Source organism: Brevibacillus sp. YAE8 (genome assembly GCF_057543335.1).
Genome location: NZ_BAAIYG010000028.1, coordinates 40,964 through 64,389 on the forward strand (window position 1 = coordinate 40,964; position 23,426 = coordinate 64,389).

27 protein-coding genes, 2 tRNA genes and 1 pseudogene are annotated in these 23,426 nt (G+C 55.0%); 14 read left to right on the forward strand and 16 right to left on the reverse strand.

The features are described from left to right. Nucleotides 1–86: 86 nt before the first annotated feature. The 4 genes from AC27IT_RS22840 to AC27IT_RS22855 all read right to left on the reverse strand — a co-directional run bounded on the left by AC27IT_RS22840 (nt 87) and on the right by AC27IT_RS22855 (nt 3,255). A complete protein-coding gene (locus tag AC27IT_RS22840) occupies nt 87–398 on the reverse strand; it encodes an AzlD domain-containing protein (protein WP_122953050.1) in 312 nt (103 codons plus the stop codon). Next, entirely contained in the window at nt 395–1,138 is a 744-nt protein-coding gene (locus AC27IT_RS22845) for an AzlC family ABC transporter permease (protein ID WP_197187537.1), read from the reverse strand. Before AC27IT_RS22845 ends, AC27IT_RS22840 begins: the two co-directional genes overlap by 4 nt. Beyond that, nucleotides 1,139–2,563 (reverse strand): MocR-like pyridoxine biosynthesis transcription factor PdxR, encoded by a 1,425-nt coding sequence (gene pdxR / locus AC27IT_RS22850; RefSeq protein ID WP_487092117.1) that lies wholly within the window; start codon nt 2,561–2,563, stop codon nt 1,139–1,141. Between the two features lie 170 nt (nt 2,564–2,733). Continuing rightward, entirely contained in the window at nt 2,734–3,255 is a 522-nt protein-coding gene (locus AC27IT_RS22855) for a hypothetical protein (RefSeq protein ID WP_005828212.1), read from the reverse strand. Between the two features lie 99 nt (nt 3,256–3,354). On the opposite strand from AC27IT_RS22855, the gene AC27IT_RS22860 reads away from it, so the two are divergent. Together AC27IT_RS22860 and trpB are read left to right on the forward strand one after the other, a co-directional pair. After that, nucleotides 3,355–4,059, forward strand: a complete 705-nt coding sequence (locus tag AC27IT_RS22860) for a TerC family protein (RefSeq protein ID WP_051556843.1) — start codon at nt 3,355–3,357, stop codon at nt 4,057–4,059. A gap of 158 nt (nt 4,060–4,217) precedes the next feature. Next, nucleotides 4,218–5,384 carry a tryptophan synthase subunit beta gene (gene trpB / locus AC27IT_RS22865; RefSeq protein WP_005828216.1) on the forward strand — a complete coding sequence of 389 codons (1,167 nt, stop codon included), beginning with the start codon at nt 4,218–4,220 and terminating at the stop codon, nt 5,382–5,384. A 66-nt stretch (nt 5,385–5,450) separates the two neighbouring features. Here the strand turns inward: trpB and AC27IT_RS22870 are convergent, their stop codons facing one another. Next, a complete protein-coding gene (locus AC27IT_RS22870) occupies nt 5,451–6,539 on the reverse strand; it encodes an HD-GYP domain-containing protein (RefSeq protein ID WP_005828218.1) in 1,089 nt (362 codons plus the stop codon). Nucleotides 6,540–6,699: 160 nt separating this feature from the next. Continuing rightward, nucleotides 6,700–7,317: a MerR family transcriptional regulator gene (locus AC27IT_RS22875; protein ID WP_487092118.1), complete on the reverse strand. Its 618-nt coding sequence runs from the start codon at nt 7,315–7,317 to the stop codon at nt 6,700–6,702. A 256-nt stretch (nt 7,318–7,573) separates the two neighbouring features. On the opposite strand from AC27IT_RS22875, the gene AC27IT_RS22880 reads away from it, so the two are divergent. The 3 genes from AC27IT_RS22880 (at nt 7,574) to fabI (ending at nt 9,416) form a co-directional block, all read left to right on the forward strand. Next, entirely contained in the window at nt 7,574–8,302 is a 729-nt protein-coding gene (locus tag AC27IT_RS22880; RefSeq protein ID WP_025846622.1) for a ZIP family metal transporter, read from the forward strand. A gap of 68 nt (nt 8,303–8,370) precedes the next feature. Continuing rightward, entirely contained in the window at nt 8,371–8,523 is a 153-nt protein-coding gene (locus tag AC27IT_RS22885; RefSeq protein ID WP_005828225.1) for a hypothetical protein, read from the forward strand. A 119-nt stretch (nt 8,524–8,642) separates the two neighbouring features. Continuing rightward, nucleotides 8,643–9,416, forward strand: a complete 774-nt coding sequence (gene fabI, locus AC27IT_RS22890) for an enoyl-ACP reductase FabI (protein ID WP_005828227.1) — start codon at nt 8,643–8,645, stop codon at nt 9,414–9,416. Nucleotides 9,417–9,565: 149 nt separating this feature from the next. Here fabI and AC27IT_RS22895 read toward each other — a convergent pair whose 3' ends face one another. After that, nucleotides 9,566–12,049 (reverse strand): UvrD-helicase domain-containing protein, encoded by a 2,484-nt coding sequence (locus AC27IT_RS22895; RefSeq protein WP_290426504.1) that lies wholly within the window; start codon nt 12,047–12,049, stop codon nt 9,566–9,568. A gap of 104 nt (nt 12,050–12,153) precedes the next feature. After that, a complete protein-coding gene (locus AC27IT_RS22900) occupies nt 12,154–13,524 on the reverse strand; it encodes a hemolysin family protein (protein WP_035987282.1) in 1,371 nt (456 codons plus the stop codon). Between the two features lie 244 nt (nt 13,525–13,768). Between AC27IT_RS22900 and AC27IT_RS22905 the strand changes: the two genes are divergently transcribed. Together AC27IT_RS22905 and AC27IT_RS22910 are read left to right on the forward strand one after the other, a co-directional pair. After that, a complete protein-coding gene (locus AC27IT_RS22905) occupies nt 13,769–14,548 on the forward strand; it encodes a YitT family protein (protein ID WP_310670565.1) in 780 nt (259 codons plus the stop codon). After that, entirely contained in the window at nt 14,545–15,489 is a 945-nt protein-coding gene (locus AC27IT_RS22910; protein ID WP_005828234.1) for an MBL fold metallo-hydrolase, read from the forward strand. The genes AC27IT_RS22905 and AC27IT_RS22910 overlap by 4 nt, the downstream gene beginning before the upstream one ends. On the opposite strand, the gene AC27IT_RS22915 is transcribed toward AC27IT_RS22910, so the two are convergent. Beyond that, entirely contained in the window at nt 15,459–15,818 is a 360-nt protein-coding gene (locus AC27IT_RS22915) for a YugN family protein (protein WP_005828236.1), read from the reverse strand. The two genes, AC27IT_RS22910 and AC27IT_RS22915, sit on opposite strands and share 31 nt — an antisense overlap. Nucleotides 15,819–15,927: 109 nt before the next feature. Here AC27IT_RS22915 and AC27IT_RS22920 point away from each other — a divergent pair, with 109 nt between their 5' ends. Beyond that, nucleotides 15,928–16,773 carry a PHP domain-containing protein gene (locus AC27IT_RS22920; protein ID WP_007784549.1) on the forward strand — a complete coding sequence of 282 codons (846 nt, stop codon included), beginning with the start codon at nt 15,928–15,930 and terminating at the stop codon, nt 16,771–16,773. 341 nt (nt 16,774–17,114) lie between these two features. Here the strand turns inward: AC27IT_RS22920 and AC27IT_RS22925 are convergent, their stop codons facing one another. The 5 genes from AC27IT_RS22925 to AC27IT_RS22945 form a co-directional block, all read right to left on the reverse strand. Further along, entirely contained in the window at nt 17,115–17,405 is a 291-nt protein-coding gene (locus AC27IT_RS22925) for a DUF3995 domain-containing protein (RefSeq protein ID WP_235694708.1), read from the reverse strand. Further along, nucleotides 17,369–17,536, reverse strand: a complete 168-nt coding sequence (locus AC27IT_RS22930; RefSeq protein ID WP_309479261.1) for a hypothetical protein — start codon at nt 17,534–17,536, stop codon at nt 17,369–17,371. The genes AC27IT_RS22925 and AC27IT_RS22930 overlap by 37 nt, the downstream gene beginning before the upstream one ends. Before the next feature lie 158 nt (nt 17,537–17,694). Beyond that, nucleotides 17,695–18,213, reverse strand: coding sequence for a TetR/AcrR family transcriptional regulator (locus tag AC27IT_RS22935; RefSeq protein ID WP_487092119.1), 519 nt, complete (start codon nt 18,211–18,213; stop codon nt 17,695–17,697). A gap of 178 nt (nt 18,214–18,391) precedes the next feature. After that, nucleotides 18,392–18,844 carry a GNAT family N-acetyltransferase gene (locus AC27IT_RS22940; protein ID WP_025846609.1) on the reverse strand — a complete coding sequence of 151 codons (453 nt, stop codon included), beginning with the start codon at nt 18,842–18,844 and terminating at the stop codon, nt 18,392–18,394. Nucleotides 18,845–18,925: 81 nt separating this feature from the next. Further along, on the reverse strand, nt 18,926–19,435 hold the full coding sequence (locus AC27IT_RS22945; protein ID WP_005828248.1) for a YjcG family protein: 510 nt from the start codon (nt 19,433–19,435) through the stop codon (nt 18,926–18,928). A gap of 149 nt (nt 19,436–19,584) precedes the next feature. Between AC27IT_RS22945 and AC27IT_RS22950 the strand changes: the two genes are divergently transcribed. Next, on the forward strand, nt 19,585–19,743 hold the full coding sequence (locus AC27IT_RS22950) for a hypothetical protein (RefSeq protein WP_005828250.1): 159 nt from the start codon (nt 19,585–19,587) through the stop codon (nt 19,741–19,743). A gap of 2 nt (nt 19,744–19,745) precedes the next feature. On the opposite strand, the gene AC27IT_RS22955 is transcribed toward AC27IT_RS22950, so the two are convergent. Further along, nucleotides 19,746–20,450 (reverse strand): alpha/beta hydrolase, encoded by a 705-nt coding sequence (locus tag AC27IT_RS22955; protein ID WP_005828252.1) that lies wholly within the window; start codon nt 20,448–20,450, stop codon nt 19,746–19,748. Nucleotides 20,451–20,696: 246 nt separating this feature from the next. Between AC27IT_RS22955 and AC27IT_RS22960 the strand changes: the two genes are divergently transcribed. The 5 genes from AC27IT_RS22960 (at nt 20,697) to AC27IT_RS22980 (ending at nt 22,405) form a co-directional block, all read left to right on the forward strand. Next, nucleotides 20,697–21,287, forward strand: coding sequence for a phosphatidylglycerophosphatase A family protein (locus AC27IT_RS22960; protein ID WP_005828254.1), 591 nt, complete (start codon nt 20,697–20,699; stop codon nt 21,285–21,287). Nucleotides 21,288–21,305: 18 nt separating this feature from the next. Further along, complete coding sequence (locus AC27IT_RS22965; RefSeq protein ID WP_155808619.1) at nt 21,306–21,446, forward strand: hypothetical protein; 141 nt, start codon at nt 21,306–21,308, stop codon at nt 21,444–21,446. A 240-nt stretch (nt 21,447–21,686) separates the two neighbouring features. Continuing rightward, nucleotides 21,687–21,902, forward strand: coding sequence for a hypothetical protein (locus AC27IT_RS22970; protein WP_155808617.1), 216 nt, complete (start codon nt 21,687–21,689; stop codon nt 21,900–21,902). Nucleotides 21,903–22,208: 306 nt separating this feature from the next. Continuing rightward, nucleotides 22,209–22,285: transfer RNA gene (locus AC27IT_RS22975), tRNA-Ile, on the forward strand. A 44-nt stretch (nt 22,286–22,329) separates the two neighbouring features. Next, nucleotides 22,330–22,405, forward strand: a tRNA-Val gene (locus tag AC27IT_RS22980). 125 nt (nt 22,406–22,530) lie between these two features. Here AC27IT_RS22980 and AC27IT_RS22985 read toward each other — a convergent pair. Then, nucleotides 22,531–23,424: pseudogene (locus AC27IT_RS22985) on the reverse strand (tyrosine-type recombinase/integrase). Nucleotides 23,425–23,426: the final 2 nt, after the last annotated feature.

Below are 23,426 nucleotides of genomic sequence, written 5' to 3' on the forward strand. Positions count from 1 at the left end.
TACAATTCCTCCCCGGACCGCTTTCCTATGTCTTTACCCACATTGTACCATGGACAAACCTCTGCGGCGGCATTTTTTCCGCCAGGTTAGGGCAGGAGCTGCAGCGAGGCGATCACGACAATCGCCATGCTGACGCCAAAGCTGAGAAAGGCGTTTTTGCTGAGCAGCATGACGATGAGGCAGGCGATCCCGGCGACGAAGAATATCGGCTGGAAGACGAGCGACTGGTTTTGCACGAACAGCGCCGGGAAAATGAGCGCTGCGAAAATCCCTACCGGAATGTAGCTCAGCCCGCTTTTCAGCCGTGGCGACATCCAGTAGCTGGGCAGGCGCATGAAAGCGCGGCGGGAGAAGTACGTGGCGATACTCATGAGGACAAACAGCCAGAACAGATTCATGCAGTCTCGACCCCCTGTGCCGATTCGGCTTGTGGCGATGAAGCGGCTTTTTCCTTGGCAGGCAAGGCGAATCCGATGCAAAAGGCGACCAGTCCCGCTACGAGCAGATGCAGCCCGTTTGGCAAAAGCAAGGCGACGCCGACGGCCAGCCCTCCGCACAAAAGAAACGTGAGGATGCGCGAAAGCGAGGTGAGCTGAAAATAGGACAAGGCGATGAACATCGCGATATAGCTGAACCCAAGGCCAAGCGCCCCCGGATCAGGAATCCACTCTCCGGCGAGGCTGCCTGCCCACGTGCCCAACACCCAGCAAGCGTGCAAAGTCAGGCTGACCCCGTACAAATAAGCCGCCTCGCTCTGATGATGGCGAAACCGATTCAGTGAGACGGCATATTGTTCATCGGTCATAAAAAAGGCCAGGACGTTCACGTGGGCAAGCGGCAAGCCCTGGTAGTACGGAGATACCGACAGTCCCATCAAAAAATGGCGCGTGTTCAACAGGAACGTCGTGAGAAGGATCGCCCACATGCCTGTATGCTCCGCAATCATCCCGACCGCGCTGAACTGGGCCGCTCCCGTGTAGATGAACAGCGACATCGCCACGCTCTCCCAGACGGTCAAGCCAGCGGCAAGCGCCATCATCCCGAAAATGATGGCCGACAAAATGTAGCTGGCCGCAAGCGGCAGCGCGTCCCAGGCTCCCTGCCAAAACAAGCTAGCTGAATGTTTGGACAGCTTCATTTACGCTTCCTCCTTTTGACGCGTGAGAATTTCGCTGATGATCGACATTCCCCGCTCGATCTGGCTCGGCGGCTCGTGGGTGAAGCAGAGACGGATGTAGGGCTGCTCGGCATGGCGCAGCAAAAACATGTCCCCGCACGTGAACGACACGCCTTTTTGCCTGCACGTTTGCATCAGCTTGCGCGCTTCGACGCCTTCCGGAAGCGAGACCCAGAAGTAAAAGCCGCCCGCTGCTTTTTCATATTGCAGACCGAGTGCTGTCAGCGGCTGTAGATGGGCTTCCATCACTTCGGCCTGCTGCCGATACAAGTTGCGTGAACGAGCGAGATGAGGCGTGAGCGCATCGGCTTTCAAGTAGTTGGCAAGAGCGATCTGTCCCAGCGTGTTGGTAGAGATGGACAGCTCCTTGAGCCTGCTTACAAGCTGGATAAAATGCTGATTGGCGGCGATCCAGCCGATGCGCAGCCCGGGGAACAATAGCTTGGACAGCGTGTTTAAATAAATGACGTGGCCGGCTTGGTCCAGTGCCTTGAGGGCTGGCGGCGGCGGTGTGTCCAGATGCAAGTGGCGGTAGGCGTCGTCCTCCACGACCGGGATGCCGTAGCGCTCGGACAGCGACAGAAGATGTTTGCGGCGCTCCAGGGAAAGCGTGTAGCCAGTCGGGTTGTGAAACGTCGGGACTGTGTAGATGAAGCGCGGGCGGTAGCGGCCAAGAATGCCTTCCAAAATATCCGTCTTCATGCCCTCCTGATCGAGCGGAACGGGAATCACCTGGATGCCCAGCGACTGAAAAAGCTGCAACGAGCCGAAGTACGTTGGCATTTCCGTGACGATGCAGTCTCCGGGCCTGGCGAGCATGGACGTGATGAGGTACAGCCCTTCCTGCGAGCCGCTAGTCACGCAAACTTGCTCGGGCGAAGAAACTTGTTCGAAGCCCATCCAGCGGACGAGTTGCTCGCGCAGCAGGGGAAAGCCCTGGACCGATGTGAAAAAGTAGGAGTTGATCTGGTCGGCGGCGCTTTTGACATAAGCGGGAAAGCCGGAAGTGACGAGCGTATGCTTGCCTCCATCGCCATGCGCGAAGTTGATCGTGTCCGGGTACGTATCCGTAATCGCCAGCAGTTCAGCCATATGAGGCGGCGCGGCGTGCAGATGCGTGTAGTTGTGCTGGCTGCTCCAGTGGATTCTGCTCAAGGCCGGGGCAGGCGGGAGAGCCTCGACGTAGCGGCCGCTGCCCATTTTTCCGGCGATGAAGCCTTCCACCTCCAGCTCGGCATACGCCCTGACGACGGTATTGCGGCTGACGCCGAGCCTGGCAGCGAGCTTTCGCTCCGGCGGCAAATGGGAGCCAATTGGCAGCTCGCCGCTCAAAATTTGGTACCTGAGCTGGTTGTAAACGCGGGTGTAAATCGGAGTTCTCCCCATAAAAACGGCTCCTTTGTTCCCTTTCTTTTGTCTCACTATACGCACAAAAAAATGAGAATAAAAGAGCCAATTTTCTTCGGATAAAAAGCCATAATAGAAAACGAACAGACCAACAAGCACAGGCTCGTCAGTCTGTTCGTCTGTTTTTTGCGGGCATGCTTTCGCAACTTTTACGGCTCGCGCAGGTCGTTGAGCGAGATGCCTTGCTCCAGGGCGAAATCGAAATCATCCACATCGTAAAATTGAACAGGTACGATATATTCCAAAATCCGATCCTGAAAATCGGGCTGGTCTGTGAGCAGCGGGACTTCAAAACGTACGGACGTCAGCAGAAGCTGCGTCTCGACGGGATCAAAAATTTCTCCCCACATGGCGTTGTCCTCCACCTTGATGACCGTCAGCGTGACGCCGTTCGGAAAGGTGAACGGAACTTTGGACCAGGGGGCAATCAGTCCTTTTTCCAGTCGCTTGCGATTGAATGGATCGGCAAAAAACTGGCTCATTTCCTTCATGACCCGACGCACGTACTGATCGTCGCCGGAGTAGGGCATGATTGGTTCAGGACTCTGGATAAATTCGTCCAATTCATAGATTGTCGACGCGGGTATCAGGTATTCTACCGGTTGCGATGGGACCATCAACTCCCCGTAGATAGCCAACATGATCGCTTCAATAACGAATTGTTTCGACATTTCGACAACCCTCCTCGTTACCATCATACTGAAATCGCCCAGTGACAACAAGCCCGGACACGGCGGGAGAACCGGCTGTTTTTGCTTGTGACCGTAAAAATGACAGATTTTACGCAAAAGGAAACGGAGGGAAATTCATTGTTCGAGCCTGGTTTTTACTCTTCGCTTTTGCTCATTATTACAATCAATATCGTCCTGAGCGGAGACAATGCCGTCGTCATCGCCATTGCCTGCCGCAAGCTGCCTGTCGCGCAGCAAAAAAAGGCGATCATCTGGGGGACGATGCTCGCCGTAATCGTCCGGGTCATCGCTACGATCCTCGCGGTGTACTTGCTGAAAATCCCGTACTTGTACCTGATCGGCGGGCTGATTTTGCTGTGGATCAGTTACAGGCTGCTGCGGGAGGAGGACGGGCAGGAGGACATTGACGCGAGCGAGGATATCGTGCAGGCGGTGAAAACGATCGTCGTGGCCGACGTCATGATGGGGCTGGACAACGTTCTCGCCATCGCAGGAGCGGCGCAAGGGAATATCATCCTCATCGTCATCGGGCTGCTGATTAGCGTGCCCTTGATGGTATTTGGCAGCCAGTTGATTTTGCGCGTCATGGAACGGTTCGCCTGGCTCGTCTATGTCGGGGCTGGAGTGCTTGCCCTCGCTGCAGCCAACATGATTTTCACAGAGGAAGCGGTCCGCGAATGGATCGCCCCGGTGCCATGGCTGGTGGTGCTGTTTAAGGTCGTGTTGGTGGGCGCAGTTTTGCTGCTCGGGTACTGGCAGCGTTCGCATGCAAAGGCGCGATGACAAGTCGCCTGGGCGGGAGCGGGAAAGCGTTTTGCCCGTTTCTGTCCAGTAAACAAAGAAGTTTCAGAATAAACTTTACATTCGTTGACAAACGCTCTTTTTATCTTATATGATTGAAAAAATTAGAAGAGTCTAGTAATAGCTGAGGAGAGATGAGCATGTCTTTGACAGAGCAGACCAAAAAGGGATATTTCGGTGAATTCGGCGGGAGCTTTGTTCCCCCAGAGCTGCAGGAAGTATTGGATTACTTGGCAGAGCAGTTTGAGACGTACAAGGACGATCCCGAGTTCAACGAAGAGTTCCGGTATTATTTGAAGGAGTACGTCGGACGGGAAAATCCGTTGACGTATGCCCGCCATTTGACGGACAAGCTGGGCGGCGCGAAAATTTACTTGAAACGTGAAGACTTGAACCATACAGGTGCCCATAAAATCAACAATGTCATCGGGCAAATTTTGCTCGCCAAGCGCATGGGCGCCCACCGGATCATTGCCGAGACGGGAGCGGGGCAGCACGGCGTGGCGACGGCGACAGCGTGCGCGATGTTTGGCATGGAATGCATCATCTACATGGGCGAGGAAGATACGAAGCGCCAGTCGCTGAACGTGTTCCGGATGGAGTTGTTAGGGGCAAAAGTAGTGCCTGTGTCCAAAGGGCAGGGCCGATTGAAAGACGCGGTAGACGAAGCGCTGAACGATTTGGTGCAAAACTACCAAAACACGTTTTACTTGCTAGGCTCTGCTGTAGGGCCGCATCCGTTCCCGACGATGGTCAAGCACTTCCAGGCGATCATCAGCGAGGAGTCGAAGCGCCAAATTTTGGAGAAGGAAGGGCGGTTGCCTGATGCCGTCATCGCTGCCGTAGGGGGCGGAAGCAACGCGATCGGTGCTTTTGCCCATTACATTGACGAGCCTTCCGTGCGCCTGATCGGAGTGGAGCCAGACCAGGCCCCGACCTTGACCGAAGGGGTTCCGGCTGTCATTCACGGCTTCAAATGCCTCGTGCTGCTCGATGAACAGGGAGAGCCGAAAAAAACGTACTCGATTGCTGCCGGGCTGGACTATCCGGGCATCGGGCCGGAGCACAGCCAGCTCAAGACGAGTGGGCGGGCGGAATATTACACCGTGACGAACGAAGAAGTGCTCGCCGCTTTCCAGGAGCTGTCCCGGACGGAAGGAATCATCCCTGCCTTGGAAAGCGCCCATGCCATCGCCTACGCGCTGAAGCTTGCCCCGACGCTGTCGCGGGAGCAGATTGTGATCGTCAACCTGTCCGGTCGCGGCGACAAAGACGTCGAGCAAGTATTTCGCCTGTTGCGTGACTAGAAAATAGCGCAAACAACAGCAGCCCTTCCGATAGCGGAGTGGCTGCTGTTTCTATGACTGGAATTGTTACAATGTTTTGACAATTGTGACGCTCATCCATTCTTTGTCGTACAGGTTGATTTCAAACGGCGCAGCGACCTCGGAGCCGTCCTCGTTGGTCAGGATGCGTATCGTCGGCCGGTTGACGGCGAGCGGATTGACCCGCGAGACGACGCCCGTATGTCCCGAACTGAGCTGAACGGTGGAGGAAATCGGGAAAATGGCGACGTGCTGCAAAAACAGCTTGAGCAGCTCCAGATCAAAATACGTATTCCCCGAAGCAAACAAATACTCGGTCGCATCCGAGGGGGAATAGCTTTGCCGAAAAGGGCGCGGCGAGATCAGCGCGTCGTAGACGTCCGCAATCGCGACGATGCGCGCGTATTCGTGAATGTCCTTGCCACAGAGCTGCCGCGGATAGCCCGTCCCGTTGTAGCGCTCGTGATGCTGCAGCGCACAGTGCGCGGAAACGACGGAAATATTATGCTGGCTGCGCAGGAGGTTGAAGCCTTCTTCGGTGTGGTATTGCAGGCGCTGACGCTCTTCGGCTGTCAACTCTTTGCGCAAGCTCCACAGCTCTTTTGGCACTTGGGTCATTCCGATGTCAAACAGCAAGGCGCCGATGCCAAGCTCCAACATCTGTTGCTGGTTGTAGCCTTTTGCCAGGCCAACCACACCTGCGAGCACAGCGACATTGACGGCGTGGTGAAAAAAATAGCCGTCCATTACGTGGAGATTGGACAGATTGACGAGCACGTCTTTTCTGCTGCTCAAGTCTTGCAATATCTCTTTGAACACCTTTTGAAAAGCGCTTCCAAAATCAGGCAGAGAGGTACGGCGTTTCATGTGCGGCTGGTCCATCAGGGTGGTCATCTTCTTGTACACGGCATCGACCGCCTGTTTGCGCGTCTCATCGCGAATGACGTCTTCCGGGATAATGTCGTCTGTACGCTTGTCCTGAATGTAGAGCGTATCAATCCCTAATTGCTTGAGGCGTTCGATGTAGCGTTCCGTCAGTTGTACGCCCATCCCGAGCAGGACGTTCCCGTTTTCCTGAAAAATGCTTTTGGCAATAACATCTCCTGGCTTCACTGAAGTAATATGCAATTTTCTCACAACGAAAGCCCCAGTCCTTTGTCGATAGAATGTAAATAGTCCTGATATTCTGCCAGTTCGCTTAGTACAATTCTATCATATGGAAAGTCTAGGGCACTACTGCTTGCCGTCACTTCTTAAAATTGTCGTTTTTTCCCATTCTGTCGTTTTTTCGCCAAACTCACTGTTCTGCCGCCCGGTCGGAGCGGGTAAACCAGCGAAACGGATTCAACGACCAGCGTGGCTCGTGGCGGGCGTACCGTTCCTTGCGGCGGGTCAGGCGCTGGTGCATCAAATCCATCTCGAAGGTGACGCGGCGCATCTCCAGGCGCAGCGATTCCTGCATCTCTTCGATGTCGGCGATTTTTTGCAGGATGGCCGACTGCATGTTGTTCAGCGAGGAAAGCTGGGCCAGCTCCTGCTGGAACTTCAGCAGCGTCTCGTGAACGGCCAGCTCCATTTCCTTCACGCCTGCTTCCAGGTTGCTTCCGGAACTGAGGGCTACGGCTGTTTCTTCCGCACTGGCGTACTCTTCGGCAGTCAGCATTTCTTCCGACAAACGGCCTTCATCTATGAGCTGTCGCTGAATTTCCTTGAGCGAGCTGTTTCCGCTATCTTTGCGTTCCTTCACTTCTTTCAAGAGGGCAAAGCCCGCTTCGCTAATCAAATAGTGACCCTGCGGATTTTTCAGACGTTCCTTTGCGGGTACGAACAAGTCCAGCCAGTTGCGCAGCGTACGAACATGTACGTCAAGGCGATCAGCTACCTCTTTCGAAGCCATCCAAACTTGTACATCCATCCCGAATCACTCCTTTTTTCCCCTCGGTATTCCCGGTGGACTCATTATAGCACCATTTTTTTCCGGGTAAGAGAGAATCGACAAAGGTTCTAAAAAGTAGTGGCATTTCGCCCGTTTCGGACAGGTGCTCCGTTTTTTGTCATTCCGTCACGAGCCGGACAAATTGTGGCTGGCTCACTCATATTGACCCGGACAGGCGCGTACATATGGAAGGAATACACGTCCCCATACTCATGCGGGATGAGGAGAGGACCGTATGATGCAACCTTTCTTTTGGCTTGTTTTGCTTGCTGCGGCGCTTGCGAGCTGTATCGGCGGGCTTCTGCTCTGTCTTCGCGCCTGGTCGCGCAAAGCGCTGTTCGCGATGATTAGCGCAGGGGCCGGATTGTTGCTGGCGATTACGATGCTGGACTTGATGCCGCACGTCATCCAGGGGGAAAGCTTGCGGATGATGCCGTTTGTGCTCGTAGGCTTTGCCGCGTTGTTCGCGCTGGAGCTGCTCGGAAAGGCGGCCGGAGGGGAAATCGGCTCGACGGGCGTGATCGGGGTGCTGGGCGGCTTTTTGCTGCACGCTTTTGTCGAAGGGGTGTCGCTCGTGGCGAGCTTGAAGGTGGACGCAGAGGTCGGCATGTCTGTCCTGCTGGCGATGCTTTTGCATAAAATACCGGATGGGGTCACGGTAGCCTCCTTGATGCTCGCCGCGACGAACTCCCGGAAAAAAGCATTGTGGGGCGCGACTTCGCTCGGGATTGCCACGATAGTGGGGGCATGCAGCTTCGGGCTTGCCGAACGGTTTTTTCCGCCTGACTGGTCGAGCGTGATGCTCGCGATGACGACGGGAATTTTTTTGTACGTGTCAGCAAGCCACCTCGTGCCGTATATCGTGCAGGCGAGGCGGGCGGAATACGGCGTCTACTTTTTTGGCGCGGTTCTGATCTACATTGTGCTGTCGGCGTACATGCATGCCAATCATCTGCATGCATAAACAGGGGCGCTCTTTGCCAGCCTAAGAAAACAATGGAATTGCAGCAGGATGGAAGGAGTCATGTGAGCATGAACCAGCCCAATCTGAACCAGTTCGACGAAGCCGCACAGGGAGTAACGGAGTTCCCGGTCATGGGGACGTCGCTGAATCCTTTTGACGAAACGTGGGGGACGTTTGCTTCTGCAAAGCCGCTGACTGAACAGGATGGAGCCGCCGAGTAACAGCCAAAAAGCCGCTGTCGAAACGAAGCGTTTCGCGCTCTTTTCTTCCGCCCCTCTCGTAACGAAGGACAAGATCGGTTATAATGGCGGGGAATAGCTTGGGAAGGGGCGAATACATAATGAATACATTGTTGCAAGGCAAAAATATCGTAATCATGGGTGTAGCGAACCACCGCAGCATCGCTTGGGGAATTGCGCAATCTTTGCACAACGCAGGAGCGAACCTGATTTTTACCTATCAGGGAGAGCGTCTGCGCGAAAACGTGGCAGAGCTGTCCGCCAAACTGGGCAAGGAATCGCTCTTGGTCAACTGCGACGTGACCAAAGATGAAGAAGTGGAAGCGGCGTTTGCGACGATTCGGGAAAAAGTCGGCGTCATTCACGGCTTGGCGCACTGCATCGCGTTTGCCAAAACCGAGGAGCTGGAAGGCGAATTTGTCAACACTTCCCGTGACGGCTACGCGCTTGCGCAAGACATCAGCGCGTTCTCGCTGGTGGCGGTTGCCCGCGCAGCTCGTCCGTTGATGACAGAAGGCGGCAGCATCGTGACCTTGACTTACCTGGGCGGCGAGCGCGTCGTGCAAAACTACAACGTCATGGGCGTAGCCAAAGCAGCGCTGGACGCATCGGTGCGCTACCTCGCGAACGATCTCGGCAAGGAAAACATTCGCGTCAACGCGATTTCCGCAGGTCCGATCCGCACCCTGGCGGCAAAAGGCATCCGCAATTTCAACGCGGTTCTGAAAGAAATCGAAGAAAAAGCGCCGCTGCGCCGGACGATTGACCAGACCGAAGTAGGCGATACAGCCCTCTTCCTGTTCAGCAACCTGTCCAGAGGCATTACGGGCGAGATTTTGCACGTAGACGCCGGATACAACATCATCGGCGGCTAAGCGGCCAAGTTTTGCGCCCATACGAATGAATAACAGGCTCCCTTTGCTCGCATACTAACCAAAATGCGACGAAGGGAGCCTGGCTTATGTTTCCATTGATTACGAACATGGAAGAGTTTCTGATTTACATGGGCGGCGGCTATCAGTATTTACCGGCCCATTTCGCTGATGAAACGGGAGGGGCGGGTCTTGCGTCCGAAGCGCTCCCGGGGGATACCGATACACAGGCTGCGGCGGGCCCGGGTAATCGCCACGTATAGCAGACGCCGTTCTTCTTCCAGGGCTGTCGACCCGCCTTTGCGCAGCTCGTCCAACGTGTACTCGTGCGGCAGGGCGCCTTCGACCAGATCAGGCAGAAAGACGTGATCGTACTCCAGCCCTTTTGCCCGATGAATACTCAATACGTGTACAGCTTCATCCGGGAGTGGCCGCAGATTGCGCCACTCTTTTTCCTGTCTAATCATCTGCTCGATGTAGGCCAAAAAGTCGCGGATCGTCGCGTGGCGCTTGGCGGCAGAGAGAAGTTGCTGCAGCTCGTCACTCCAGCGTTCCCGGCCATCTTCCCGGTCACGCGCCCGCTTTTTCAAATATTCGCGGAGCTTGCCGTCCTCGTAAATCAGCTCCAGCGCCTGGGCAGGAGGGCAGTCTTTGCAGGCGGCGAGAATGTCGTTGATCGCTTGCATATGCTTGCGCTGGTAGGGCTTGAGCTGGGTCAGATGCGGGAGGATGTGCAAAATCGGCTTGTCCTCGAGAATCGCCTGGCTGCGCACGGCATTCCAGGCATCGCCGGAGATGTAGAGCGTCGGCAAAATTTCTTTTAACGCGTCTGTATCGTCCGGATTGAGCGCCAGCCGCAAATAGTGCAACGTCCAGCGTACAGTCTGGCGCTGGTAAAACGAGTCTTCCTCCTGCGTGTAGTGAAACGGAATGCCTGCCTCGCTCAGCCGCTCCAGGATCGGCCGGGCCGACTCGTTCGTGCGGTACAGCACCGCGCACTCGCCGAACGCCGTTCCTTGCTCGCGCCGATGCACGATTTCATCCACGATTCGGGATGCCTGCTCTTCTTCGTCGTCCGGTTCGAACAAAAACGTGTCGCCTTCTTCGCGATGGAACGACCGGCACGCTTTTTCCCAGCGAGATCGGTTGTGGCCGATCAGCGAATAGCCGAGGCTGACGATCGAGGAGTGGGAGCGGTAGTTGACTTCCAGCGTAATCGTGGAAGCTTGCGGAAAATCTTTGGTGAAGCCCAATATGTACTGGGGGTCACTGCCGCGAAAGCCGTAGATCGACTGGTCATCATCGCCGATGACGCACAGGTTGTTTTGCGGTGCGGCGAGCAGCTTAACCGTTTCGTACTGGATGCGGTTAATATCTTGAAACTCGTCGATCATGACGTGGGTGATCCGCTCCTGGTAGCGTTGCAGCAGATCGCGGTTATCGCGCAACAGCTCGTAGCAGCCGAGCAGCATGTCGTCAAAATCAAACCACTGGTGCTTTTTTTTCGCGGCCTCGTAGAGCGGGTAAAGCTGGGCGGCCCGTTTTTCCGCATCGGTCGCCGCCTCGCGAAAAGCCGCTTCCTGCGGGAGAATGTATTCGTTTTTCCAACGGCTGACGATGCTGAGCGCTTCGGTGATGTCCGTTTCTTTCAGCGCCATAAGCTCGTCATGGCCGAGCAATGCTCCGGTTTCGCGCAGCAGCCGCCACTTTTGCCAGTCCTTTTTCAGCAGCCGCTGCTGATCCCAGCCGTTTGGCTGATGGTGCAACAGCATGCGGTAAAAAATGCTGTGGAACGTTCCGGCAATCAGCTCGCGAGCCTGGCCGGACGGCAGTTGCCGGGCGATGCGCTGGCGAATTTCCTCTGCTGCTTTGGTCGTAAACGTCACGACCATGATCCGTTTTGGCTCCACGCCCAAGTCTTTGATGAGATGAGCGGTGCGGGCCGTCATGACCCGCGTCTTGCCGCTGCCGGCTCCGGCGAGGATCAAAAGCGGGCCGTCAGTCGTTTGCACGGCTTGCTGCTGGGTAGGATGAAGCGGCTGGTCCAACTGCTGCTCGGCCAAATGCGCAATCGTCTTTTTGGGCATAAACCGTTTGCGAAAGACCGGAGGCTTTGGCGGAGGCGGTGCAGGCGTGACCGTGCTGCCAATCGCCCTTTTTTTCGGCAAGCGAAAAGAGCCGATCATCGCCGTGTCTTCTTCCCGGGCAGCAGGCTCGTCTGGCGTTTGTGCCGGAGCCGGGACGGCCGCATCCGAAAAGGCGAGCGAACTGTCGGCAGCAGCCGCGTGCTCAGGCGCGCGCGTATGCGGATCATCAGCGAGAGCGGGCGCAGCGTCAGTCGCAGCACCAGGGCTTGCGCCAGTCACAAGCGGGTGCAGAACGGCCGCAGCAGTCTCGTCCAAAGCTTGCAGCCACTCCATGGAAGCAGAGCTGTCTTGCGCCAAAAGCGGGCAGACGGCTCCCTCCGGATGCGCGAAGTACGGCTCAAAGCTGATTCCGGCAATCAGGCGCAGCGCGGCGGTACAGGCTGGACAGCGAACCTTGTCCTGCCGGGCGGCCATGCGCCAGTACGGGATGCGGTTGTAAGTCTCGGGCTGCAACAGGATAGGTTTGTTGTCTAGTAACGCATAGTTCATGATGACACCTCGATAAAGCAGCTTCTTTGTCAAAGTCGTACGCGGACCGTTGAAACAAGAAGTGCCCCCTGGCGGCAGGGGACACGTGCCAAAAAAGTCGTTCTTTACGATTGGGCGTGCAGTAAAATCGTATCGTCGGGAAGGGCGGCTGAATCTTCCTCATCCAGATGGGTGATCGCTACACGGGTGATGCGATGGTTTTCCAGCTCGCTGATGGTGAACAGATAGCCCTGGTACATGACGGCTTTTCCGAGCGTCACTTCCTCGTTTAACTGGCTGTAGAGCCAACCGGCGATCGTGTCGACCTCATCGGAGACGATCTCGATGGTCAAAAAATCGTTCAGCTCGGTCAAAAGCGTTTTGCCGGAAACGGAGAGGGCATTGCTTGCGCTTTCTTCGATTTCCGGGCGCTCGTTCTCATCAAATTCGTCCTGGATGTCGCCGACAATTTCTTCCAGAATGTCCTCCATGGTCAAAATACCCGCCGTACCGCCGTACTCGTCAATGACGATCGCAATTTGCGAGCGGCGTTTTTGCATCAGCCGCAATACGTGACTGATTTCCATCGATTCCGGCACCGTGAGCAGGGGACGGAGAAAATCTTTCAGCTCGGCTTTCCCGGTTGTCAGCGCCGACAGGAAAAAGTCGGACGTGTGAACGAAGCCGATCAGCCTGTCTTTGTCTTCGTGCGCGACAGGGAAGCGCGAATGGCGGGATTGCCGGATAATTTGGAGATTTTCGTCAAATGTGTTGTCGTCGTACAGGCAAATCATGTCGATGCGCGGGATCATAATTTCCCGGGCAAGGCGTTCGGAAAACTCGAACACGTTGTCCACGAGGGCCATTTCCGTCTGGTCGATATGCCCGCTCTTATGGCTCTGGTTGACGAGCAGCCGGATTTCTTCCTCTGTATGGGCCGGATCGTTTTCCCGGGCAGGCTCGATGCCCAGACGCCGGATGAACAGGTTGGCCGCGCCGTTTAAAAACCAGATGAGCGGATAGCTCAGCTTGTAGAAAAACATGAGCGGAGCAGCCGTCCACAGCGAGGTTGCTTCCGCTCTCTGGATGGCAAGCGACTTGGGAGCAAGCTCCCCGAACACGATATGCATGAATGTGATGATGGCAAACGCGATGGCAAGCGAAACGGGCCCCACCATATAGGACGGGAATTGAAAATAGGCCATCATGGGTTCGACGTAATGGGCGATTGCAGGCTCACCAACCCAGCCTAGTCCAAGCGATGCCAGCGTGATGCCGAGCTGGCAGGCGGATAAATAGGCGTCGAGCTCGCGGGTGACCTTTTGCGCGTAGTGGGCACGTTTGTTGTTGCCCTCACTGACGAGCTGGGCCAGACGAGTTTGGCGAACTTTTACCAACGAGAATTCTGCTGCGACGAAGAAGCCGTTCAGAAGGACCAAAAACACCACGAGCAGCAGATTCAGCGTAATCTCCCCTATCGGACTCTCCAAGCGCACCTCCAGCCTCCCGCGGTGCGAAAGGCGGAGAATTCACCTCCGTTACGCTAAGTGTATTTTAAATGTACGAACAAAAACGGCTAAACATTCGTATCTTCCTTGTTACAGGTAAGTATACCAATAGGTCAACCGAAGAGTCAAAACGTTCCGATTTGCTCTGGCGCATTTTGCACATTGTCAGGACATACCCGAATCTGTCTTTTCATACACATAAGCGAGCAGTTGTCCGGGGGAGGGGAGGCGCGTGTACTGGCTGCAAAAAAGTATGGCGATCATCGTCGGAAGTGTGCTCGTTGCCATTGGCGTCAACCTGTTTTTGGTGCCGCACCGCCTCATGGATGGGGGAATGATCGGGATCGGGCTGCTTGCGACGTATTACATGCAATGGCCGCCCGGAATGGTGATGATGGGTGTCAGTATCCCGGTTTATGTCCTCGTCTTTTTTTATGACCGCAGGCTGTTTTTCCACAGCTTTCACGGAATGCTGATCTCTTCGTTTTTTATCGACGTGCTCTCGGATTTGCGCGGCTTCAACAGTTGGTCGACGTCCGCATCAGCGGTGACGGGCGGGGTGTTGATCGGAATGGGCGTCGGTCTGATGCTCGCTTTTGACACGAATACAGGGGGGACCGACCTGCTGGCGCAATTTTTGGCCAGGCGCTTCAACATGTCTGTGGCGCTGCTGATTCTCGCCATCGACGGGTTGATCGTCCTCTGTTCGCTGCATACGATCGGGCTGGAGCGCACGGTGTTTTCGCTTGTGACCATCATCGCGGTAGCGGCGACGACGCACATGTTCAGCGGGCTTGGACGGCAGCAGCCTCCCTATACGATCATCGGTCCGCTGCATACTTGGCAGGCAGGCACACGCGAGAAGCGCGGGCCTGGCCTGTCGCTTTCGCCGATTGCGCAAAGAAAAAGCGGCCCAAGCGAGCCTGTTCGCGCAAAAGCGGCAGGGAGATCGGCAAACAGGGCAGGGGAAGCAGACATTTTGGAGAAAATAAATAGGAAAAGGATGAAATGAGGGACAACATCGTGTCTGCCTATACACCGCAAATGATAACCGAGCGGGTCGGCTATTTTCCCGGTCACGTCAACATCGGCCTGGTTATCGGCAACAGCGGAGCGATTCTGATCGATTCCGGACTGGAGGCGCAAACCGCCAAAAAAATCAAAAAAGGGCTGGACGCGATTGCCCAGCCCTTGTGCGCGATCATTCAAACACACGCTCATGCCGATCACTTCGGAGGAAACGCCTACCTGCTCGGATGCTGGCCCGAAGCCAAAGTATTCGCGCCACCGCTGGAAGAAGCGATCATCCGCTATCCGGTTCTGGAACCCATCTACTTGAACATGGGAGCAGAACCGCTTGCGGAGCTGAAAAACAAGTTTTTGCTGGCGCAAGCTTCCCGGGTGGACCACCTCCTTCCATTAGAAGGGATGCTGGAAATCGACGGTGTGCCGTTTACGATCCTTTCTCTGCCGGGGCACAGCTATCAGCAGGTCGGTCTGATCTGCGAGGACATTTGCTTTGCCGCGGACAGTTATTTGGGTGAAGAAGTATTGGAAAAGCACAAGCTGCCGTTTCTCGTAGATGCACATGAGACGATGAACAGTTTGCGCAAGCTCCTGTCGACCGATTGCAGAGGATATTTGCCCGGTCATGGAGCGTACACCACCTCCTCTCAAGGTGCGGTGCACAAAAATATGGAATGGCATGAACGGATTTACGCCGTCATCGAAGACATTTTAAGAGAGGAGCGCGGAGTAGAAGACGCTCTCGCCCTCCTGTGTGAACGCTTGCACATTTCCATCGAGAACGCGACAAGCTACGCCCTGTTCCGGACGGCTTTCATGGGCTATCTCGTCGGCCTGGCAAAAGAAAAGAGAGTGGCGTATCGGTTTGCTGCGAACAGATGGCTGTGGAGCACGGTTCAGGATGGAGCGGAGGGAGAAGACAGGTAATCGGCAATCTCTGCCAGTTTGTGCTCGGCTGCTTCCCGAACGGATTTCGGTATGAAGAAAATTTCTTCCGAGGTGTTCATGTAAAATTTCGCTTCCAGATACGGATGACCCAGCTTGACAGTCATCTCGCCTTTGCCTGTTGACGAGTTGGTGAAATTGGTGGGAATGCGCAGGAAATACGTGCTGCTGCTGGCAGAATCGTACATGACGACATCATACGTGGGCATGCCGTCCCCGCCTGATCGGTGAAACCCCTGCTGTCTGAGCATTTTGTCGACATAGGAGAGTGGCTGCACGACACCGGTCAGGGTCTTGTTTTTTAACCGCATGGACATCCTCCTCGGCTCAACCTGTGAGAAAATTCGGGTTTGGTACCATCCTATGAGCGGTGGGCGGATTTCAGACTTAGAGAAAACGAAAAGAAGGAGTGGAAGCAACATGCTCAAGCAAGCAGATTTACATACTCATACAAAGGCGTCAGACGGCACCTGCGAGCCTGCGGAAAACGTGCGCCTGGCAAAAGAAGCCGGACTGGCTGCTCTTGCGATTACGGACCACGATACGGTGGCAGGCGTAGCCGAAGCGATGGAGGCGGGAGCGAAGCTCGGCGTGGAAATCATCCCGGGCGTGGAGGTAAGCTCGGTCGGCAATGGCCAGGACATTCACGTGCTCGGCTATTTTGTGCCTTACGAAGATCAGGCGTTCCAGGAGCGGCTGGTCAGCCTGCGCGAGACGCGCCATCAACGCAACCAACTGCTGATCGCCCGCCTGCAGGAGCTGGGCATTGCGATCACGCTGGAAAACGTCTACCGCCGCAAGCAGGGGACGGACAAAAACATCGGCCGTCCGCACATCGCCGAGGAACTGATCGAGCTTGGCGTCGTCGCTACGATGGAAGAAGCGTTCGACAAATACCTGGGAAAAGGGGGAGCGGCGTACGTCAACCCGCCGCGCATCACGCCGCAGGAGGCAATCACGCTGATTCAGGAGGCGGGCGGCGTAGCCGTGCTGGCGCACCCGGGACTGTACGACGATGACGAGCTTGTGCGCGAACTGATCGCATTCGGGCTGGACGGAATCGAAGTGAACCACCCGGACAACGACGAGCTGCAAAAGCTGCGCTACAGCAAATGGGCCGACGAGCACGGCCTCGTCATGACAGGCGGCTCGGATTTTCACGGCTGGCGCGGCGAGGAGCCGTTTCACGCCATGCTCGGCTCGCACACGGCGTCGCTGGAGGTCGTGGAGCGGTTGCGGGAGTTAGCGCGGAGGCGGAGGGGGTAAAGGGCCCGGGACAATGATTGGGGAGCGAGAAAGATGAACGGTGCCGAGTCAATCGCCCGGAAGTGAAGGGCACGGTCGTCAATCACTCGGGAATGAAAAGGGGAAACGAGCCTGAATCAATAGCTCGCCAGTGCAAAGCACAGAACGCCATGCCCCATCGCTGGACGGCAAGACTAACCAAAGCGCAGGAGCCTTTTGTCTCATCAGAAAAAAGTCAGCCCCCTGTCTGTAGCCAGTTTGGCTAACCCAGAAGAGGGGGCTTTTTGTACAGACAGATCGGCTTTTCCATCCCAGTCCCAGGGCAAAAAGCAGCAGGCGAAGCTCCCCGTTTGCTGCTGCTCCTAGAGCAAGACCGCCACAAACGCGAACCCAAGCCACAGGCACAGCGGACTAAACAGCCGCGTATCCTGGCGGGCGAAGGCAGTGTGCGTCACTTTCTTGAAAAAGCCCACATAGCGAAAGTCGCCCATGGCGCGCAGCAAAAAGACGGCGGCGCAGGCGATGCAGCCCCATTGGATCAGGGCAGGCGCGATCAGTGGCGCAAGGTAGCCGCTTTTGGCAAGCAGCAAATAGTCGACGAACAGCAGCAAGCCTGCTACTGCGGGCGTTCCCGCTTTTCCCGGGCGAAACAAGGGGCGGGCACTGTCCGCGGATACAGGAATGGCGACAAGGCTCCCCAGCTTCCGCCAACAGCCCAGTAGACGTGCAGCAGCGATACAGCAGCGAGTAAAAACGCGGCGGACAGGACAAACAGAGTGGTCATGAAAAACGCCTCCTTGGGGTTGCCACCGTTTTGGTGTCGGCTTTCCCTTTTATCCTCTTTCACACAAAAAGATACGCAACCGTATGTTTCGGCCGTGAAAAACTCCTTTTTGCGGGAGCTTTTCGCGAGCAGAGAAGCTTTTCCAAGCAAAGAAGCTTTCAACAGTCCCACGTCAAAAAATGCTGCAAAGGCCCGGAGATGTCAAAAGGCTCATCCAGCTCCCCGCGCACCAGCCAGCCGATGTAGACGAGGTAAGCCAGGTGGGCACGGGCAGATGCGTCGGCGGAGGACAGCCCCTTTTTTTCGTACAAGGCCGCGACGTAGCCGATTCTCCGTTTTTCAATTCCGACCAACCGCTTGCCCAAGTCCGGGTTTTGTTTGGCCCACGCGTACATCGCCGCTTCGACTTTGCGCTCTGTCGTAAAAACAAACGACAACAGCCGCTCCAAAGTGGCGTCGTCCGCTTGGGGGGCCGCGATGATCCGCTCTGTGACGTGCTCCTCCCAATAGTCGATCACGGCGTCGAGCAAATCGCGGCGGTCCTGAAAATGGTGGTAAAAGCTGCCTTTGCTAATTCGCAGCTTGCGCGCGATCGCTTCCACGCGCACAGCCTCGATGCCGGACTCGCCAAGCGTATCCAGCGCTGCCCGGACCCAATCCTCGCGTGTGTATTGCATCGTTCACCTCTGAAAATACGGTAGCGTATGTTTTGGTTCCATCCTATTCCAGATAGCGAGGGCATGTCAAGACGAAAGGCGACGCGCCAGCCCAAAATACAAACAAACCCTCCGCTCCCATTGTGAAGGAGGGCGGAGGGCGAGACGAACAAGTTTTGCAGTCTGGCGATGAAATCGGTTAGCGCAACGCTTTGACCATCGCGATATGCTCGATGCCGGCTTCATCGAAAACGTCGCCGTGCGGCTCGTAGCCGAGCTTTTCATAGAAACGTTGCGCGTGCGTCTGGGCGTTCAGCTTGAGGCTGTCAAAGCCGAGCTCTTTGGCGGCTTCTTCCATGACGATCATGATCTGGCGCCCCAGTCCGGTGCCGCGCTCGTCTTTTAGTACCGCCACGCGCTCGATTTTTCCCACGCCGGGCGCATACGGCCGCAAGCGGCTTGCCCCGACTGGTTGCTGCTCGTTGTACGCGACGAAATGAACGGTGCCGCTTCCTGGCTGGTCATGCTCGTCAATCTCCAGGTCGGCGGGAACCTCCTGCTCATCAATGAACACCGCTTTTCGCACAGCGAGGGCATCCTGCATTTCCTGGTCCGAGTTTACTTTTTGGATCACATAAGATTGCTGCTTCATGGAGGACACGTCCTTTTCTGTTTTGCGGTAAAAAGATCCCTCCCTGCAAGCCAAGCTCACGGGGAGGGCGCCAATCTTGCTTTATTTTTTCAAGAGGAAGGTCTGGTAAACGCTCCAGATGCCGTCTTCCAGTTGGTAAATCAGGTGGAAGCGGTCAATTTCGCTCGTCAGGTCGATTTTGGCCATGCTCAATTGTCCGGTTACATCACGCAGTTCATCGTCGGACAGGTCGCGCCCGATGGTCAGATGCGGTACGTACGCGTAGGTTTCTTTTTCCGACACACACTGGTTCACGATCTTTTCGTGCAGGGCGTGGAATGGCTCTTTGTTTTGCACAGCCAAATAAATGACGTTCGTCGTCGGATGGAAAGTAGAAACCCGATGGAAATGAGCAGTAAAGCTTTCAGTAGAGGAGGCAACCTGCTCCAGATGGCTCACCAGCTCTGGCAGCTTGGCTTCTTCAAGGTCAAAGGCTTCTTTCAAACGGATATATGGAGGTACCAATGCGTATGCCGGGTCATAACGCTTCCGGTAAGAGTTGGCCACTTCTTGCACCTTGCTGGATGGAAAGATTACGATACTATACATCATGAGAACCACTCCTCCTTGCTATCTATCATGCATGCTCTACAAGAAACTATTTTAACAGAAAATTCTTCATTTGTGTAATGTTATGCGTCGAACCGTATATTCCGGCCGCGTCGGGACACACTGTGTAGTGCAAGGAGGTGCCGCACTGCATGTACACGGCCATGATGATAACATTCATTTTTCTCGTCCTGCTCCTGTTGTCAGTGCTGACCTTCACCATTTTGTCGGCGATTCGCAAAGGAGAGTTCGAAGAAGCACTCGTTTCGCCCTTAAAGGATGAAGGCCCGCAGGAAGAACAGCCACGGTAAGTTTACCCGTAAAGCGTACGCAGCATACGGGGGAGGTTTTGCTGCCAGTGGCCCCACGTATGGTCACCCTCGAACGTTTCGTAGAAGAGGGTGGCCTTTTTCGTCTGCAAAATGGCTCGCAGCTCCTCATTGGCCGCATACAGGTTCAGGACGCCGCGCGAAGAGTTCACAGCGGTTTCTTCCGTCCCGATTTCCAGATAAAACGTCTGCGGCACCGTCAGCTCAGCTTCCGCGACACGGCGGTTCAGCCGTTCGTCCATGGCCCCCGACTGGCAGGCCACCTGTCCAAACGTATGCGGATAAGCCAGCGCCGTAAACAGGGAAACGACGCCACCGAGCGATTCCCCAAGCAAGGTCCGCCCGTTGCCGAGTGGGTGCGTAGAGTAACGGGAATCCACGAAGCTGACGACTTCATCAGCCAGAAAGCGGGTGTAAGCCAGATGCTCCTTGCCGTCCGGATGGTAGCGGTCAAAACGCTTTGTTTTTTCGACGGGAAGAAAAACGGCAATGAGATCGGGCAGCTCTTTGTCCTCGATCATCCGATCCAGCAAGGTCGCCATTCGGCCCATGGCCAAATAATCGTCGCCATCCTGCACGTAGAGGACCGGGTAGGAGTAGAGCGGCGAATAGCGTTTGGGGGTGTAGACAATCAGTTTTTCCGGCGTTCCCAAATGCCGGCTGTCCAAGACGATTTCCTCAAGGGCCACAGCGGTGTCCTCCTTATGGATGTTTACGCAAAAATTATTATACAGGAGAGCGCATGGGCTGCCCAATGCTTTCGTGTGCTGCGAGAACCATGACGAGAGTTGGTTCGTGGGCAAAGAGCTTTTCGACAAGCGGGCGGCAAGGTTGTCCGCATGTTCTTTGGGCGAAAGATTGTCGCAATTTTGTCACCGTGTGATACTATGGTAGGAAACGACTTCACTCGATTTGTGGAAGGGGTTGTCTTTTATATGAAGAAGCAAGTACACAGCATCGAAGTCAGAAACGCTGCTCTCAACCGCCTGGCAGAACGTGGCGTCACGGTGGAGGACATCGCGGAGATCGTCTATCTCATGCAGTCTCCGTACCATCCCGGCCTGACCATGGAGCCGTGCATCGAGAGTGTGAAAGCCGTCTTGGAAAAAAGGGAAATGCAGCACGCCATCTTAGTTGGCGTTGAGTTGGATACGTTGGCGGAAAAGGGCCTTTTGTCCGAGCCGCTCCAGTCGATCATCGCAACAGACGAGGGCCTGTTTGGGTGCGACGAGACGTTGGCTTTGGGATCGGTCTTCGGATACGGCAGCATCGCCGTCACAACCTTTGGACATCTGGACAAACATAAAGTCGGCGTCATCAAAAGACTGGACACCAAGTCCGCCGAGGGCCGCGTACACACATTCCTCGACGACCTGATCGCAAGCGTGGCGGCAAACGCCTCCAGCCGAATGGCCCACCGCATGCGCGATGAACAGGAAGCCGAGCTGGCCCGCTCCGAGGCGGAAGCGCTGAAAGCCGAGCTGCGCGTGGAGGATAAAGGTGAAGGGACGGAGCAGGCCGGGTAGCAGGGGAGCTGTGGAGTTGTGGAACTGCTGAACTGCGGTTTGGAGGTTTACAGGCTTGCAGGCTTGCATCCAGACTTACTTGCCTGGATTGTTACCTATCTATCTTTGTGGTTTGGGTGTGGCGGTTTTGGCGGGTTTTTTGCTCTGCAGGATTTTTGATGACAGGTTTTTTGCGTTTTTTTCATTGCAGTTTTTTGTCTGTTAAGGTTTTCTCTTGTTAGGGTTTTCTTCTCTTAGGATTTTCGCCTGTGAGGCTTTTCCGTTTCGCAGGGAAAAGGTGTTTGCAATGGATGAGCGAGAGCCATTTTTTCGTTGGTGCTGTTCCCATGTTCGGGGCGCCCGCCGTTTGAGTGAGCGGGGCCGGGAGTGTGGGGAGAGTAGCGGCGGGGGGATGGCTTTTTGTTTTGGGGTGGATGGGGCGGGGAGTGGTCATCCGGTGCTCTATTCGTCTGTTCGCCTGTTCAACTGTTCATCCGTCGTTTACTCGGACTTGTTCCTGTTCTTTCTGGCGCATTGCTGATAGGAGTTGTGGGGGGCGATGAAAGCTTTGACAAAGTCTTCAACAAAAAGCTTCAACAAGGCTTTAACAAAGGCTTTAACAAAAAAACTCAATGAAAAACTCAATCGAAACCTTAACATGAAAGCCGAACCCCGAAACCCGAAACCCTTCATCAGCGAAGAGACACTAGGGGAGGAAATATCTTTCGTAAAAACTTTTTCGTTCTCGGCGATTTTTATGCGAAGGAGTGTGTACAAGCTTGATTTTTAGGGGAGAAGAGCACGCTGAAAGGCTGATTTTACGCGGTTTTTCATGTGCTTTTGGTAAGAGTGAAAAAAATTACAAGAAATTATTCATTTCCTCTTGAAATCCAATTCGGGATGCTGTATAGTAATAAATGTGATCGACGTCCGGTGCGATTCGGGCCCTTAGCTCAGTTGGTCAGAGCGGTCGGCTCATAACCGATTGGTCGTAGGTTCGAGTCCTACAGGGCCCACCATTAAGCGAGTACATAAGATGTTTAAGATCACATACATATCCCATGATCCGGTAGCTCAGTTGGGAGAGCACCATCTTGACAGGGTGGGGGTCGCTGGTTCGAACCCAGTCCGGATCACCATATAATGAATGCTGAAACCCTTGGTAATCAAGGGTTTTTCTTATGTCTCCGACCTTCCACCCTGACAACATAGTGCCTCCACGTTGTCGCTTGACAACATTTTGACAACCTTTATTCGACTAAAGTCATTTTGAGCGTTTCTGCTTCATCATTTTTTCGAAGTTGTCAGCCGCATCTTTTTGCATGTCCGGCATGACATGACTGTACACGTCCATTGTGATCCCCACACGGCTGTGGCCCAGGCGTTCTGATACGACCTTGGGATGCTCCCCCATCTGCAGCAACATGGTTGCATGCGTATGGCGCAGATCGTGGAAGCGGATGGGAGGCAGGCCGCTTTTCTTGGTGATCCGCTCGTAATGCCTGAGCAGGTTTCGCGGGTCTTGTGGGCGCCCGTCATCCTAACAGACAACCAGATCGTGGTCCTGATAGCCCTCACCGTACTCGAAACGTAATTTGTTCTGTCGAGCTTTATGCCGGTTCAACTCCTGGAGCACAAATTGCGGAATAGCAATCCGTCGCTTCGCGCTTTTTGTTTTGGGCTCCTGAAAGATAATTCCCTGGTTGGACGGGCGGTAAAGCGTCTGCTGCACGCTGATTTTCGCTTGGTCAAAGTCAATGTCCTTCCAACGTAAGCCAAGGATTTCTCCGCGGCGCATTCCTGTATAAATGGCGAGTACAAAAGCGATGTAATACTTGTCCTTTTCAGCGACAGACAAGAAGTGATTCGCCTGCTCTGGTGTCCACGTCACGATCTCCTTTTGGGAAAGGCGCGGAGGGTCAACGCTGTCCATGATGTTTTTGGGGATGAGCTGCCATTTTACCGCTTGGTTCATGGCCTTCTTTAAAACGGCATGGATATATTTGATGTAGTCAGCAGACAAATCTTCCTTTTGCAGCTCAGTCAGATACTTCGTCACATGGATCGGGGTGAGCTTGTCCAGCTCAATCTTTCCAAGAGCCGGAATGATTCGGCTGTTAATAACCGTTTCGTGATTGGTGTAACTTGACGTCCTCAAGG

Bases quoted from the DNA above. Each gene is read 5' to 3' on its own strand.
- AC27IT_RS22875 (WP_487092118.1), bottom strand. From the start codon at position 7,317: ATGGATGTACAAGTTTGGATGGCTTCGAAAGAGGTAGCTGATCGCCTT.
- AC27IT_RS22930 (WP_309479261.1), bottom strand. From the start codon at position 17,536: ATGACCACTCTGTTTGTCCTGTCCGCCGCGTTTTTACTCGCTGCTGTA.
- AC27IT_RS22915 (WP_005828236.1), bottom strand. From the start codon at position 15,818: ATGCGGTTAAAAAACAAGACCCTGACCGGTGTCGTGCAGCCACTCTCC.
- pdxR (WP_487092117.1), bottom strand. From the start codon at position 2,563: ATGGGGAGAACTCCGATTTACACCCGCGTTTACAACCAGCTCAGGTAC.
- AC27IT_RS22840 (WP_122953050.1), bottom strand. From the start codon at position 398: ATGAATCTGTTCTGGCTGTTTGTCCTCATGAGTATCGCCACGTACTTC.
- AC27IT_RS22885 (WP_005828225.1), top strand. From the start codon at position 8,371: ATGAACCAGCCCAATCTGAACCAGTTCGACGAAGCCGCACAGGGAGTA.
- AC27IT_RS22960 (WP_005828254.1), top strand. From the start codon at position 20,697: ATGAAGAAGCAAGTACACAGCATCGAAGTCAGAAACGCTGCTCTCAAC.
- AC27IT_RS22910 (WP_005828234.1), top strand. From the start codon at position 14,545: ATGAGGGACAACATCGTGTCTGCCTATACACCGCAAATGATAACCGAG.
- AC27IT_RS22860 (WP_051556843.1), top strand. From the start codon at position 3,355: ATGACAGATTTTACGCAAAAGGAAACGGAGGGAAATTCATTGTTCGAG.
- AC27IT_RS22950 (WP_005828250.1), top strand. From the start codon at position 19,585: ATGTACACGGCCATGATGATAACATTCATTTTTCTCGTCCTGCTCCTG.
- AC27IT_RS22935 (WP_487092119.1), bottom strand. From the start codon at position 18,213: ATGCAATACACACGCGAGGATTGGGTCCGGGCAGCGCTGGATACGCTT.
- trpB (WP_005828216.1), top strand. From the start codon at position 4,218: ATGTCTTTGACAGAGCAGACCAAAAAGGGATATTTCGGTGAATTCGGC.
- AC27IT_RS22845 (WP_197187537.1), bottom strand. From the start codon at position 1,138: ATGAAGCTGTCCAAACATTCAGCTAGCTTGTTTTGGCAGGGAGCCTGG.
- fabI (WP_005828227.1), top strand. From the start codon at position 8,643: ATGAATACATTGTTGCAAGGCAAAAATATCGTAATCATGGGTGTAGCG.
- AC27IT_RS22880 (WP_025846622.1), top strand. From the start codon at position 7,574: ATGATGCAACCTTTCTTTTGGCTTGTTTTGCTTGCTGCGGCGCTTGCG.
- AC27IT_RS22920 (WP_007784549.1), top strand. From the start codon at position 15,928: ATGCTCAAGCAAGCAGATTTACATACTCATACAAAGGCGTCAGACGGC.
- AC27IT_RS22945 (WP_005828248.1), bottom strand. From the start codon at position 19,435: ATGATGTATAGTATCGTAATCTTTCCATCCAGCAAGGTGCAAGAAGTG.
- AC27IT_RS22940 (WP_025846609.1), bottom strand. From the start codon at position 18,844: ATGAAGCAGCAATCTTATGTGATCCAAAAAGTAAACTCGGACCAGGAA.
- AC27IT_RS22895 (WP_290426504.1), bottom strand. From the start codon at position 12,049: ATGAACTATGCGTTACTAGACAACAAACCTATCCTGTTGCAGCCCGAG.
- AC27IT_RS22855 (WP_005828212.1), bottom strand. From the start codon at position 3,255: ATGTCGAAACAATTCGTTATTGAAGCGATCATGTTGGCTATCTACGGG.